The 13023-nt window shown below is 67.0% G+C and carries 12 protein-coding genes, 2 tRNA genes and 1 pseudogene; 9 read left to right on the top strand and 6 right to left on the bottom strand.

Features of this window, described 5'->3' with window-relative positions; translation table 11 throughout:
* The first annotated feature begins 84 nt into the window (after positions 1-84).
* Positions 85-1065: an acyl-CoA thioesterase gene (locus AC1DR1_RS15125; RefSeq protein ID WP_476992832.1), complete on the top strand. Its 981-nt coding sequence runs from the start codon at positions 85-87 to the stop codon at positions 1063-1065.
* 97 nt (positions 1066-1162) lie between these two features.
* On the opposite strand, the gene ettA is transcribed toward AC1DR1_RS15125, so the two are convergent.
* A complete protein-coding gene (gene ettA / locus AC1DR1_RS15120; RefSeq protein WP_229993392.1) occupies positions 1163-2845 on the bottom strand; it encodes an energy-dependent translational throttle protein EttA in 1683 nt (560 codons plus the stop codon).
* 459 nt (positions 2846-3304) lie between these two features.
* Positions 3305-3883: a single-stranded DNA-binding protein gene (locus AC1DR1_RS15115; protein ID WP_476966622.1), complete on the bottom strand. Its 579-nt coding sequence runs from the start codon at positions 3881-3883 to the stop codon at positions 3305-3307.
* Between the two features lie 243 nt (positions 3884-4126).
* On the opposite strand from AC1DR1_RS15115, the gene AC1DR1_RS15110 reads away from it, so the two are divergent.
* Positions 4127-4199, top strand: a tRNA-Arg gene (locus AC1DR1_RS15110).
* Positions 4200-4263: 64 nt separating this feature from the next.
* Here AC1DR1_RS15110 and AC1DR1_RS15105 read toward each other — a convergent pair.
* A complete protein-coding gene (locus AC1DR1_RS15105) occupies positions 4264-5280 on the bottom strand; it encodes a magnesium and cobalt transport protein CorA (protein ID WP_476992831.1) in 1017 nt (338 codons plus the stop codon).
* Positions 5281-5473: 193 nt separating this feature from the next.
* On the opposite strand from AC1DR1_RS15105, the gene AC1DR1_RS15100 reads away from it, so the two are divergent.
* Positions 5474-5932 carry a LapA family protein gene (locus AC1DR1_RS15100; protein ID WP_476992830.1) on the top strand — a complete coding sequence of 153 codons (459 nt, stop codon included), beginning with the start codon at positions 5474-5476 and terminating at the stop codon, positions 5930-5932.
* 25 nt (positions 5933-5957) lie between these two features.
* Positions 5958-6641 carry a GNAT family N-acetyltransferase gene (locus AC1DR1_RS15095; RefSeq protein ID WP_476992829.1) on the top strand — a complete coding sequence of 228 codons (684 nt, stop codon included), beginning with the start codon at positions 5958-5960 and terminating at the stop codon, positions 6639-6641.
* On the opposite strand, the gene map is transcribed toward AC1DR1_RS15095, so the two are convergent.
* Positions 6604-7371 carry a type I methionyl aminopeptidase gene (map, locus tag AC1DR1_RS15090; RefSeq protein WP_229994494.1) on the bottom strand — a complete coding sequence of 256 codons (768 nt, stop codon included), beginning with the start codon at positions 7369-7371 and terminating at the stop codon, positions 6604-6606. The genes AC1DR1_RS15095 and map overlap by 38 nt on opposite strands.
* A 77-nt stretch (positions 7372-7448) precedes the next feature.
* Between map and AC1DR1_RS15085 the strand changes: the two genes are divergently transcribed.
* On the top strand, positions 7449-8132 hold the full coding sequence (locus AC1DR1_RS15085) for a DNA alkylation repair protein (protein WP_476992828.1): 684 nt from the start codon (positions 7449-7451) through the stop codon (positions 8130-8132).
* On the opposite strand, the gene mptB is transcribed toward AC1DR1_RS15085, so the two are convergent.
* Entirely contained in the window at positions 8129-9754 is a 1626-nt protein-coding gene (gene mptB / locus AC1DR1_RS15080; protein ID WP_229994492.1) for a polyprenol phosphomannose-dependent alpha 1,6 mannosyltransferase MptB, read from the bottom strand. The genes AC1DR1_RS15085 and mptB overlap by 4 nt on opposite strands.
* Positions 9755-9923: 169 nt before the next feature.
* Here mptB and orn point away from each other — a divergent pair, with 169 nt between their 5' ends.
* From orn to def, 4 genes are all read left to right on the top strand, one after another.
* Positions 9924-10556, top strand: a complete 633-nt coding sequence (gene orn / locus AC1DR1_RS15075; protein ID WP_476966616.1) for an oligoribonuclease — start codon at positions 9924-9926, stop codon at positions 10554-10556.
* Positions 10557-10757: 201 nt separating this feature from the next.
* Positions 10758-10830, top strand: a tRNA-His gene (locus tag AC1DR1_RS15070).
* A gap of 135 nt (positions 10831-10965) precedes the next feature.
* Positions 10966-12120, top strand: a complete 1155-nt coding sequence (locus tag AC1DR1_RS15065; protein WP_476992827.1) for an acyl-CoA dehydrogenase family protein — start codon at positions 10966-10968, stop codon at positions 12118-12120.
* A 39-nt stretch (positions 12121-12159) separates the two neighbouring features.
* A complete protein-coding gene (gene def, locus AC1DR1_RS15060; RefSeq protein ID WP_476992826.1) occupies positions 12160-12732 on the top strand; it encodes a peptide deformylase in 573 nt (190 codons plus the stop codon).
* A gap of 33 nt (positions 12733-12765) precedes the next feature.
* Here the strand turns inward: def and AC1DR1_RS15055 are convergent.
* A pseudogene (locus AC1DR1_RS15055) lies at positions 12766-13023 on the bottom strand (alpha/beta fold hydrolase); the annotation flags it as partial.

The following is a 13023-nucleotide window of genomic DNA, read 5'->3' as shown; positions in this document are numbered from 1 at the left end:
CCGGCTGCGGCCTCTCGGGAGCCGCGCCGCCTTTTGAGCAGTGTCCCTTTTGAGCAGTGTGACTGTGCCGTCTAGAGTCAGACCATGACTGAAGCCGAAGYCGGACTGCTGGGGCTCCCGACCCAGGATCCCACCTCCTCGCTCATCCAACTCCTCAACCTCGGCGAGCTTGAGGGCGCGCGGACGGACGAGGACATCTTCATGGGCCCCTCCCAGCAGCAGCCCAGGCACCGCGTCTTCGGCGGCCAGGTGCTGGCGCAGTCCCTGATAGCCGGTAGCCGCACCGTCGATCCGGACCGCAGTGTGCACTCCATGCACGGCTATTTCCTCCGGCCAGGAGACGCCAACAAGCCGATCACGTTCGGCGTGCAGCGCCTGCGCGACGGCCGGTCGTTCTCGGCCCGCCGGGTCCACGCCTACCAGGAGGGCATGCCCATCCTGTCGATGATCGCGTCCTTCCAGGCCGAGGACGAGGGGATCGAGCACCAGTCCGAGATGCCCGCCGGGATCCCGGACCCCGAATCGCTGCCCAGCACTGCCGACCTGCTGGGCAAGTTCGATCACCCCGTGGCCCGGCACTGGGCGTACGAGCGGCCGTTTGATATCCGCCACGTCGATCCGGCGCTGTATGTCTCGGCCAAGGGGCCCAAGGACGCACGCAACGCCGTCTGGATGAAGACCTTCGGTCCGATGCCCGACGACGCCGGCGTGCACCGGGCCGCCCTGGCCTACGCGAGCGACTACACGCTGCTGGAGTCCATCCTCCGCAAGCACGGGATGAGCTGGATTACGCCCGGGATGTCCGTGGCAAGCCTGGACCACGCCATGTGGTGGCACCGGCCGGTCAGGGTCGACGAATGGCTCCTGTACGTCCAGGAATCGCCCAGCGCCCAGGGCGCACGGGGCCTCGCCACCGGCAAGATCTTCAGCCGGGACGGCCGGCACGTGGCGACGGTGGCCCAGGAAGGCATGGTCCGCGTCCCGAACGATTTGAAGAACAAGGTCAAGGGCGCCGTCCAGTCCAAGGTGCTGCAGCACCAGATGCGCAAGGCCGAGCGCAGCTAGCCCGCCCGGCCGCCCGCTGGCACTTAGACACCACGGCACACAAAAGCCGGCTCCCCGCGGGGAGCCGGCTTTTTCGTGGCGCTGAAGCCGTGTGGGCTTAGTCGCGGGTGAGGCGGCGGTGCGTTACGCGGTGCGGCTTGGCCGCGTCCGGGCCCAGTCGCTCGACCTTGTTCTCCTCGTAGGACTCGAAGTTGCCCTCGAACCAGTACCACTTGGAGGGGTTCTCCTCGTCGCCTTCGTAGGCCAGGATGTGGGTGGCCACCCGGTCCAGGAACCAGCGGTCGTGCGAGACCACGACGGCGCAGCCCGGGAATTCGAGCAGGGCGTTTTCGAGGCTGCTGAGGGTTTCGACGTCGAGGTCGTTAGTCGGTTCGTCGAGCAGCAGCAGGTTGCCACCCTGCTTGAGGGTCAGCGCAAGGTTGAGGCGGTTACGCTCACCACCGGAGAGCACCCCGGCCTTCTTCTGCTGGTCCGGACCCTTGAAGCCGAAGGCGGCCACGTAGGCGCGGGAGGGCATTTCGACGTGGCCGACCTGGATGTAGTCGAGGCCGTCGGACACGACTTCCCACAGGGTCTTGTTGGGGTCGATGCCGCCGCGGCTCTGGTCGGCGTAGGAGATCTTGACGGAATCGCCGATCTTCAGTTCGCCGCCGTCGAGCGGTTCCAGGCCCACGATGGTCTTGAAGAGCGTGGACTTGCCGACGCCGTTGGGGCCGATGACGCCAACGATGCCGTTGCGGGGCAGGGTGAAGGACAGTCCGTCGATCAGGGTGCGATCGTCGAAGCCCTTCTGGAGATCCTTGGCCTCCAGAACGAGTCCGCCCAGGCGCGGTCCCGGCGGGATCTGGATCTCTTCGAAGTCGAGCTTGCGGGTGCGGTCCGCCTCCGCAGCCATTTCCTCGTAGCGGGCCAGACGGGCCTTGGACTTGGTCTGGCGTCCCTTGGCGTTAGACCGGACCCATTCGAGTTCTTCGGTCAGGCGCTTGGCCTGCTTGGCGTCCTTCTTGCCCTGGACTTCCAGGCGGGCGCGCTTCTTCTCCAGGTACGTTGAGTAGTTGCCCTCGTACGGGTAGAGGTGGCCGCGGTCCACTTCGGCGATCCACTCGGCCACGTGGTCAAGGAAGTAACGGTCGTGGGTGACGGCCAGGACGGCGCCGGAGTAGCTGGAGAGGTGCTGTTCGAGCCACAGCACGCTCTCGGCGTCGAGGTGGTTGGTGGGCTCGTCGAGAAGCAGCAGGTCCGGCTTCTGCAGCAGGAGCTTGCACAGCGCGACGCGGCGGCGCTCACCACCGGAGAGCAGGGTGACATCGGCATCGGCGGGCGGGCAGCGCAGTGCGTCCATGGCCTGTTCCAGCTGGGAATCGATATCCCAGGCGTCAGCCGCGTCGATCGCTTCCTGCAGCTGTCCCATTTCCTCGAGGAGGGCATCGTAGTCAGCGTCGGGGCTGGCCATTTCCTCGGAGATCTCGTTGAAGCGCAGGATCTTGCCGTAGATTTCACCGACGCCTTCCTGGACGTTGCCCAGAACGGTCTTGTCTTCGTTCAGCGGCGGCTCCTGCAGCAGGATGCCCACCGTGTAGCCGGGGCTGAGCCGGGCCTCGCCGTTGGAGGGAGTGTCCAGGCCTGCCATGATCTTGAGAATGGTGGACTTACCGGCACCATTCGGGCCGACAACGCCAATCTTGGCCCCCGGGAAGAAGGACATGCTTACGTCATCGAGGATGAGTTTTTCGCCGACAGCCTTACGGGCCTTGGTCATTGTGTAGATAAATTCCGCCATGCCTACAAATCTAGTGGTTCGGCCGGGATAACTCACATTCCGTGAGCCGCGCTGCGCCCCCTGGCAGGCCCTGTTGCAGGAGCCATTGCCGTTGTCCTTGCAGTTGGCGTTGCCTCAGTGGCGCCGATTGCACCCGCAACCGTGCCCGGCCGCAGACGGTTCGGTTCAGTCCCGGACGCCGACAAGGCAGCCGCCCGGGGCCAGAGGCCTGGGCCCCGCTGCCCCCGGCCGGCATCGAACAGGCGGACGCTGCGAGCAGGAGCGCCACGGTTGTGGCCGCCGGAACGGCCCGGCCGCGGCGACGGGCGGCGCCGCCCCCGGCGGTAGTACCGGCCGCCGGTACCGCACCTGCAGAGGCCGCGGCGCGTCCCGCAGCGCTCCTTGCATGTTGCATCGGCAATTCTGCCACGCGGTGGTGCTCCAATCCGGTGCCCGGCATTGCCCGCCGGTGCCCGGGATTCAGGCGGCGGCCCCTTTCAGTTCGCCGGTCTCCTGGTCCACCTCCTCTTCCTCGCCGCTTGCGTCGTTGATGAAGGTCGTGTGGTCATCGGCACCGCCGTCGCCGTCCCCGCCGGTATCCCCGCCCGTATCCCCGGACTGGGTCTGGGGTCCGGCGTCGTCGCCGTCTCCGCCGCCAGGCGCACCAGCGGCACCAGGTCCTGCGGCCGGCTGGCTTCCTGCTGCGGCCGAGCGGGTGAAGTTGGCAGAGCCCCACATGAGGTCGTGGCCGACTGACTCCGCGTCAATCTCGGCGACGTGGTAGACCCTGCCGTCCTTTTCCCAGCTGCGCATCTTCAGCCTGCCAACGATGATGACCCGCTGGCCTTTCTTGATGCTGCAGCCGATGTTGCCGGCCAGTTGCCGGTAGCCCTGGACGGTGAACCAGTTGGTGTTGCCGTCCACCCAGGTGCTGGAGCCGCGGTCGTAGCGGCGCTCGGTGGCGCCGAGCCTGAAGGACGCCGTGGGCACGCCGCCGGGGGTGGTCGAACTTCTGATCTCCGAGGCGACGAAGCCCCGGACCGTAATGTTGTCGCTCATTCTCATGTCCTGTCTCGAATTGTCGTGCCCTGCCGGGCAGTTCCAGCATCCCGCCGCGAACAGCCGTCGGGGGAGGGCCCGGCTGTGCCATGTGGAAAACCGGCTGCCGGCAGCAGCGTGGGCAGTGTTGGGGAGTGGTCCGGGCCGCAGGACCGTCCACCGGCCATCGTTGACCCCCACCGGCGCTCCGGCACTGTAAACTTTTTGAGGCATCCCCCGGCAGCGGCCGGCGGGTGCCACCGTGCCCCAGTAGCTCAGGGGATAGAGCAGCGGCCTTCTAATCCGCCGGTCGGGGGTTCGATTCCCTCCTGGGGCACAAGAGAGCGGCTCTGACCTGCGACAACGCAAGGTCAGAGCCGCTTCCTATTTCAGCCGGATCCTCAAATCCATTTGTTGTGTTTGAACGTCAGGAACAGCGCACCGCCCATGCCGATCATGAGCGCGAGTGCCATCGGATAGCCGAAGATCCAGTCGAGCTCGGGCATGTCGCGGAAGTTCATGCCGTAGATCGACGCGATCAACGTCGGGGCGAACAGGATGGCAGCCCACGACGATATCCGCTTGACCTGCTCATTTTGGGCGAAGCTCGATTCGGTCAGGAGCCGCATTTCGTCGTTCTGCCGCTGGGCGACGAGGGCTGCGTTGACGGCCAGCGCGTTTTGCAGCAGTGCCCGGAAGGCAGACACCCGCTCCCCCAGCCTGATGGCGTGGTCCAGGACGTCGCGGAAATGGTCCTGCAGTTCGGGGTCCGGCACCCCGTCCGGTCCGCTGCCCATAAGGGTCTGCAGGATTCCGGCCAGCGGGGCTGTCGCACGCTGGAACGTGATGACTTGGCGGGAGAGTTCATAGATCCTGCGCGATACGCCGGGATCGGCGGCGAACAGGTCATCTTCGATTTCATCGATGTCGTTTTCCAGCCCCGCGGCCACCGGCTCGTACTCGTCCACCACCTGGTCCAGAATCGCGTACAGCACCGTGTCCGGACCGAGCGCCAGGAACTCCGGCTCGGATTCCATGCGCCGGCGCACCCGGGCCAGATCGGGAGACTCTGCCCGGCGGACAGTCACCACAAAGTCCGGGCCGGCGAACACATGGATCTCGCCGAACTCGACCTTCTCCACTTCGTCCAGGTACCGGGCGGGCCGCAGCACCAGGAACAATGTCTCGCCGTAGTGTTCCAGCTTGGCCCGCTGGTGGCCGGCGAGCGCGTCCTCCACGGCCAGGTGGCTCAGGTCAAATTCCTCGGCCACCGAGCGCAGCTCCTCAGGTTCCGGCCGGTAGAGCCCGATCCAAGCCATGCCCTGGCGCTGCCGCAGGAGAAAATACGTTTCCTCGAGGCCTTCCGGGTCGGCGGTCCGGTGACCGTCCACATAGACGGCGATGTCGATAATGGTCACGGCCGCGCCTCCTCGTCAAGGCAATCCCTTGGCTGTGACGTTATACCGTGCCCGGGCCGGTGCCAACAGCCCGAACCGCGCGCCCAACCGCCCGGACACCCCGCCGGCCATCAGCACGCTTAGTATTGAGTGGACCGGCAGGGCGCCAGGGAAAGTCTGTGCGCCCTGCCCGCAATCGAAAGGCACGGCCGCCATGACCGAGACACCCCGCAGATTCGACCCCAACAATCCCGACGATGCCCTGACCACCCAGTACCCGGGGACCGCCGACGCCACATCCGGGTCCGGGTCCAACTCCGGCTCCGGGACCTCCGAGGTTGAAACTTCCCGTCCAGAGGCACAGCCACCCGCGGCACCGGTCCCTGCCCCGGAAACGCGCCAGGTCACCCGCGCGGGAATGGTCTGGGCCGCGGTTGCCAGTGCGCTGGTGGTGCTGATCGTGCTCATCGCCTTCATCCTGCAGAACCAGGAATATGTGCAGGTGAAGTTCTTTGGCCTCGAGGGGTCGGTTCCGCTCGGCGTTGCCTTGTTCATCGCGGCCGTCGGCGGCGGCGTGCTGGTCGCGATCGCCGGAGCGGCCCGCATCATTCAACTGCGGCTCGCCGCGCATCGTGTCCGCCGACAGGCCGGCCCGGGCACGCGCACGCGCTAAAGCCGCCGGGCGCTACCCTCTATTCATGGGCGAAGCAGACCCCCGGAGCCAGCCGGCCATTACCACCGCCGCGGCGGACTGGCCCGACGTCGAGCGTCTTTTTGGCGTCCGCGGCGAACCGTCACGCTGCTGGTGCCGGTTCTTCGCCGTGACCGGCAGCGAGTGGTCCGCGTCGACGCCGGAGGACCGCAAGAGCCAGTTGCGGGACAAGTTCGACGGCGGCCAGCCGGCGCCCGGTGTCCTGGCCTTCCGCGACGGGAATCCAGTGGGCTGGTGCGCCGTCGAGCCCCGCGGGTGCTATCCAAGGATCCTGCGCTCGAGGGTCCTGACGTCGGCCCCTGACGTGGCCCGGGATCCCGGCGGGAACCCGGTGTGGTCAGTCAGTTGTTTCGTCGTCTCCCCCGGCCAGCGCCGGAGCGGTGTGGCGGGGGCGCTGCTGGCAGCCGCCGTCGAGCACGCCTTCGCGCACGGCGCCACCGTGGTGGAGGGCTATCCGGTTGATCCCGCGCGACGGCCCAAGGCGGGCCCGGCAGACCTCTATCACGGCACCTTGGGGCTTTTCCTGGCGGCCGGCTTCACAGTGGTCAGCGACGCGGTGCCGGGACGCGCCGTCGTCCGCCTGGCCGCACCCCGACTGGAGCCCACCGCGGGCCCTAGCCCTAGCCCTAGCCCTAGGGCAGCGTCAGGATCACAGGCCCGTCCGCGGTGATGGCCACGGTGTGCTCGCTGTGCGCGGCGCGGCGACCGTTCGCCGAGCGGAGGGTCCATTCGTCGTCGTCATGGTAGTAGTCGTCCTTGCGGCCGAGAATCAGCATCGGCTCGATGGCGATGACCAGGCCCTCGGTCAGTTTGATGCCGCGGCCGGGACGCCCGTCGTTGGGTACGTGCGGCTCGGCGTGCATGGTCCGGCCGATCCCGTGGCCGCCGTGATCGGCAAGCAGCCCGTAGCCGGCCCGCCGCGCTGCCCCGCCGATCGCGTAGGCGAGGTCCCCCATCTTGTTCCCGATCCTTGCCGCTTCGATCCCCCGGGCCAGGGCGGCGTCGGTGGCGTCGATGAGGGCCTGGTCCACCGGGTCCGGGGTCCCCACAATGAAGCTGACGGCGGCATCGCCGCACCAGCCGTCCAGGAACGCGCCGCAGTCCACGCTCAGCAGGTCCCCGTCCTGCAGCCGGTACTCGTTGGGGATGCCGTGCACCACGGCGTCGTTGACGGACGCGCAGATGACCCCGGGAAACGGCACTGACGCCCACCGCGGCCGGTAGTTCAGGAACGCCGGCGTGGCGCCGGCGTCGGCGATGGACGCCGCGGCGACCTCGTCCAGTTCCTTGAGCGAGACGCCGACGGCGGCGGCCTCCCGGACCCGCCCCAGCGTGTTGGCGACCACCCGGCCGGCCTCGCGCATCAGTGCGATCTCTTCAGGACTCTTGATCATGGACATGGGTTTCCTTCCGACGCGGAGCCGCGGCTTGCTGGGTTCAACTCTAGAGCCCGCCCCAGGATGTCTACAGTGGCCGCATGGTCACCACTGAACTGATTGACGCGATCCGCGGCCGGCTGCAGGCGGCGGCCGATCCTGGCCGCGCCGCGGGGGCGCAGGCCTACATGAAATCGCAGATGCCCTCACTGGGCGTGCGCGTTCCCGAGGTCCGCAGGATCGTCCGAGCCGAGGCGGCGGCCCATCCGCCGGGCGGCCTGGCGGAGCTGCAGTCCACCGTGCTCGCGCTGTGGCGGAGCGCCAGCTGCCGTGAGGAACGTTATGCCGCGATCGAGCTCACGGGGCTCAAACTCGCCGCCGGGGAGCTGAGCATGCTGGCGCTGTACGAGGAAATCATCCGCACCGGAGCCTGGTGGGACCTGGTGGACGGGGTGGCGCACCGGCTGGGCACGCTGTTGCAGGCGCACCGGGCAGAGCTGACGCCGGTGCTGGGGCGCTGGAGCAGGGACGACGACTTCTGGGTCCGGAGGGCCTCCATTACGGCGCAGCTGGGGGCGAAGGCGGCCACTGACACGGCCCTCCTGGCCGCAGTAATCGAGGCCAACCTCGATGATCCGGAGTTCTTCATCCGCAAGGCCATCGGGTGGGCGCTGCGCCAGTACGCCAGGACGGATCCGGCCTGGGTGCGGGCGTTCGTGCAGCGGCACTGGGACGATCTCAGCCCGCTTTCCCGCAAGGAAGCGCTCAGGAACCTGCCGGCCTAGATGATCGGGCGCGTGGTGACCGGCTCGTCCGACTTGCTGAACAGCAGCTTGGTCTTCGGGTCCAGGAAGATCAGGTACAGGGCAAACAGCAGGGCGATGATCGCGGCGGCGTTGCGGGCCAGCGCCAGGGCCAGGCCGAGGTCCGCGGTCTGCAGGTACGGGAAGACGTCCAGCTGGTCCGAGATCGCGTACACCATGAAGAAGGACACGATGAAGTAGAGCGCCTTGACCTGCCAGTCATCTCGGATGCCGGTGACGGCAAAGAGCGGGATGAGCCAGACGATGTACCAGGACTGGATCATCGGGGACAGGAGCACGACGGCGGCGAACGCCAGGGTGAGCCGGCGCATCAGCCGGTCGTAGTCACCGCGGAAGATCTGCCAGGCCACGATCCCGACGGCGAGCAGCTTGCCGGCGTCGAACACCCACTTGGCCAGTCCCCAGCCGTCGAGCCCGAAGGCGTTGGAGATGGAGGCCACGATCAGGCCCACCAGGCCAACGGGCGCGTACCAGATCCAGATGCTGCCCGGCGCGGACAGCCCGTTGATCCAGCCGAAACCGAAGCCGTTGACCCGGCTCATGAGGTACAGCAGGGCCAGGCTGATGCCGGCCGTGAGGGCCCAGAAGACGAACTTGCGCGGCCAGCTGGCGCCCTTGCCAGCCCAGAGCAGGCCGATGAACGGCAGGAAGACGACCGTGATCGGCTTGACCGAGATGGACAGCGTGACCAGCACGATGCCAAGGATGACCCGGCGGGTGGCGCAGTAATACAGGCCGGCCAGGGCAAGGCCGATCATGAGGGCGTCGTTGTGGACGCTGGCGATGAAGTTGGTGAGGAAGAGCGGGTTGGCTGCCGTCAGCCACAGGGCCCGGTTCGGGTTCACGCCGTGCAGCTCGGCCAGTTTTGGCACGTAGATCACGCAGAGGACGACGCCCACGAGTGCGGCCAGCCGGAACAGCATGATGCTGCCTTCGGGGTGCACATTGGTGGCCCAGACCACGAACTGTTCGATCCACAGGAACAGCTGGCCGTACGGGACGGGGGCCTCGGTCCACATCCTGTCGGCGCCCAGCTGGAAGTAGTTGGACAGCGCAGAGATGCCGTTTTCGTAGGGGTTGAAGCCCTCCACCATGAGCCGGCCCTGGCCGATATACGCGTAGACGTCGCGGCTGAACAGCGGGACGGAGAACATCAGCGGCAGGCCCCAGGCCACCGTCGCCTGGAGCGTGGCTTTGCGGGCGCCGGCTCCCCAGACCCGGACGCGCTGGCCGAGCCGCAGCCAGGCGCGGACCAGCAGCATACCGCCGAAGGCCAACAGGACAATGGACAGGGCGACGCCAAGGGCCTCGGTGCGCATCCAGATGAACAGCGGAACACGCCGGAGCTCGGACGCGGGGGCGAGCCAGCCGACACCCATCGAACCGATCGTCATGAACAGCGATCCCAGGAACCCGGCAAGGATTGGGGACCGGGGGTTGTCGACGTCGCCAACGGCACCGTCCCCCAATGGGGTGAGCTCAGCCGGGCCGAGCGCAGACCGGCCGGACGCAGAGGGGCGGGACGTGGACGTGCGGGACGTACCGGCAGCCGTTCCCCCCGCCGCAGGCACAGGCGCCGTCATGTCAGGATCGTCCAATCTGTTGTGGGCCATATTTCCGCCCACAGCTAGCCGCATTGTCCGGCCCGGGGCGCCGCGTTGAAGAAATCGGTTGACGAAATAATTCGACGGCCGCGTATCCGAAATCCTAGCACCGGACGGCTCTGTGGCGTCGGAACGGTAGGCTGGGCGGGTGCCTATTACTAACGAACGCATCGTCTGGATTGACTGCGAAATGACCGGCCTGGACACCAAGAATGACGCCCTCATCGAGGTGGCCGCCCTGGTGACAGATTCGGAGCTCAACATCCTGGGTGACGGCGTCGACGTCGTGATCAAGCCTGACGACGCCGCGCTGGCCCAGATGAACGACTTTGTCCGCGACATGCACACCCGGTCCGGCCTCCTTGAGGAGCTCCCGCACGGCAAGACCATGGCCGAAGCGCAGGCAGCGGTGCTCGACTACATCAAGAAATGGGTGCCGGACCCCCGGAAGGCCCCGCTCGGCGGCAACTCCGTGGGCACCGACCGCGTGTTCCTGGTCCGCGATATGCCCGAAGTTGTGGAGCACCTGCATTACCGGGTCATCGATGTGAGCACCATCAAGGAACTCTCCCGCCGCTGGTTTGCCCGGGCCTACTTCCAGTCCCCCGCCAAGCTGGGCGGGCACCGGGCCCTCGGCGACATCAAGGACTCGATTGACGAACTCCGGTATTACCGCGAGGCCGTGTTTGTCCCGGCGCCGGGCCCGGACAGTGCCACGGCGCAGCGGATCGCCAAACGCGTCATGGGCGGCGAGGCAGCCGCCGCCAATCCGGCGCAGTAGCGGCACACTGACGGAAACCAACCGCCGGCACCCCGCCGGCACCGCCGCGAAACGTGGCGCAGGAATGTAATCTGCGCCACGTTTCGCGGAAATTTTGGTGAAAATCGCAAAAGTGGCAAAACCACCCCCAAACAACAGGTAAGCTATTTGTCGTTGCCTTTCCAGCCAGCCGGTTCGCCGGAGGGCGTGATACGGCACATGGTGGGCGTAGCTCAGTTGGCAGAGCGCCTGGTTGTGGTCCAGGAGGTCGCGGGTTCAACCCCCGTCGCTCACCCTCATGAAGGACGGCAGTGATTGTCCGACCTTTTCCAAAGGCCGCACCGGATATCCGGTGCGGCCTTTGTTGTCTGTACCGAGTTTTTGACCGCACGGCGCAGTTATCCCGGATCTGTCATTGGAAGGAAACGCAGTGAAGCGCAGGCTCTTTGAAGAAGACCACGAGATGTTCCGTGAGATGGCCGCCGAGTTCAACGTGCGCGCGATTGCCCCGCACTACGCGCAGTGGGACGAGGACCACATGATGTCCCGGGAACTGTGGTCGGCAGCCGGCGAGCAGGGCCTGCTGGGCCTCGCCGTGCCGGAAGAGTTCGGCGGCATGGGGATGTCCGACTACCGGTTCCGGGCAGTGCTCGACGAAGAATTCGCCAAGAGCAACCACCTCGCGGTCGGCCTGGCGTTCCACCTCCACGACGACATGGTCCTCCCCCATCTGCTGGCCTACGGCTCCGATGACCTCAAAGCCCGCTGGCTGCCGGGAATGGTCTCCGGCGACAAGGTCACCTCGGTCGCCTGGACCGAACCGGGGGCCGGCTCCGACCTGCGCGGCATCCGCACCAAGGCCGTCCGCGACGGCGACGACTGGCTCATYAGTGGCCAGAAGACGTTTATCGGCAACGGCATCTCCGGTGACGCCTCCCTGGTCCTGGCCCGCACCGACGGCGGCACCGGACGCGGAAACCACGACTCGTTCTCGCTGTTCATGGTCCAGAAAGGCGAGGGCTACAACACCGGTAAACAGCTGGACAAGATGGGCCTCAAAGCCTCCGACACGGCCGAATTGTTCTTCGACAACGTCCGCGTCCCGCACGCCGATCTGGTGGGCGAGGAAGGCAAGGGCCTGCAGTACGCGGCCGAACAGCTCCCCCAGGGCCGTCTGGCGATCGCCGTGGCCAGCTCCGCCGTCGTGCGCGCCATTTACGAGGCAACCGTCCGCTACACGAAGGACCGCAACGCATTTGGCGAGCGGGTCATCGATTTCCAGAACAGCCGCTTCGAACTCGCGGACATCCTGACAGAGGTCGAGGTCACCGAAACTTACGTGGACCAGGCCATCCTCGCCTTCAACGCCGGGGAACTCGACGCCGCGGGCGCTGCCCGCGCCAAACTGTGGGCGTCCGAGCGCGCCAAGTCCGTTACGGACCGCTGCCTGCAGCTGCATGGCGGTTACGGCTACATCCTGGAATACCCGGTGGCCCAGGCCTACCTCGCCGCCCGGCTGCTGACGATTTTCGGCGGCACCAACGAAATCATGCGCGACGTCGTCGGCCGCACCATTGCCGGCTGAGACGCCGCGTCTCGAACAGCACCTGAGGAACCCCCTGACATGACCGTCCTGCCCATTACGATCTGGGGCGAGCCCGTGCTGCACCGCCGGGCCGCGGAAGTCGACGTCTTCGACGACGAGCTCCGCACACTGATCGCCGACATGTTCGAGACCAACGACGCCGCCAACGGCGTCGGGCTGGCCGCTCCCCAGGTGGGGGTCGGCAGGCGGCTCTTCGTGTACAAGTACGACAACGACGACGGCGCCCCGCCCACCGGCGTCGTGGTCAATCCTGTCCTGACGCTTTCCAAGATTTCCGGCGCGCTGCCGGACCCCGACGAGGAAGAGGAAGGCTGCCTGTCCTTCCCGGGCGGCCAGTATCCGCTCAAGCGGGCAGAGTGGGCCAGGGTCCAGGGCTTCGACGGTGACGGGAAGCCGGTGGAATTCGAGGCAACCGGCTGGTTCGCCCGGGTCATCCAGCACGAGTACGACCACCTCGACGGCAAGCTCTACGTGAACCGGCTGATCGACCGCTATTCGCGCAAGGCCATGAAGCAGGCCAAGCGCAGCGGCTGGGGCGTTCCGGGCCTGACCTGGATGCCGGGCGTGGACCCGGACCCGTTCGGCCACTGACGAATTTCCCGCCGGACTGGGCGACCCGGCCGGCTAGCTCCCCGAAGTGCGGTCGACGGCGGCCAGGAGGGCGGCGCCGAGCTCGGCCGGCTTGGTGAACTGCGGCCAGTGGCCGGTGGGCAGGTCCACGTAGTCGACGTCGCGGATCCGTGCGAGCTCCGCCACGTACGGGTGGCCCCCGGCAATCATTTCTCTCAGCATCGAGGACGGGAATTCGCAGGCGATGACGGTGGCCGGGACCTCGAAACGGCGTTCGTCCTTGAGCTCCTGCCGGTCCTGGGCGTCCTGGGC

This window comes from Arthrobacter sp. P4_F10, assembly GCF_056401435.1.
The sequence above is the reverse complement of the archived record's forward strand: the minus strand, read 5'-3'. Positions and strand labels throughout refer to the sequence as shown.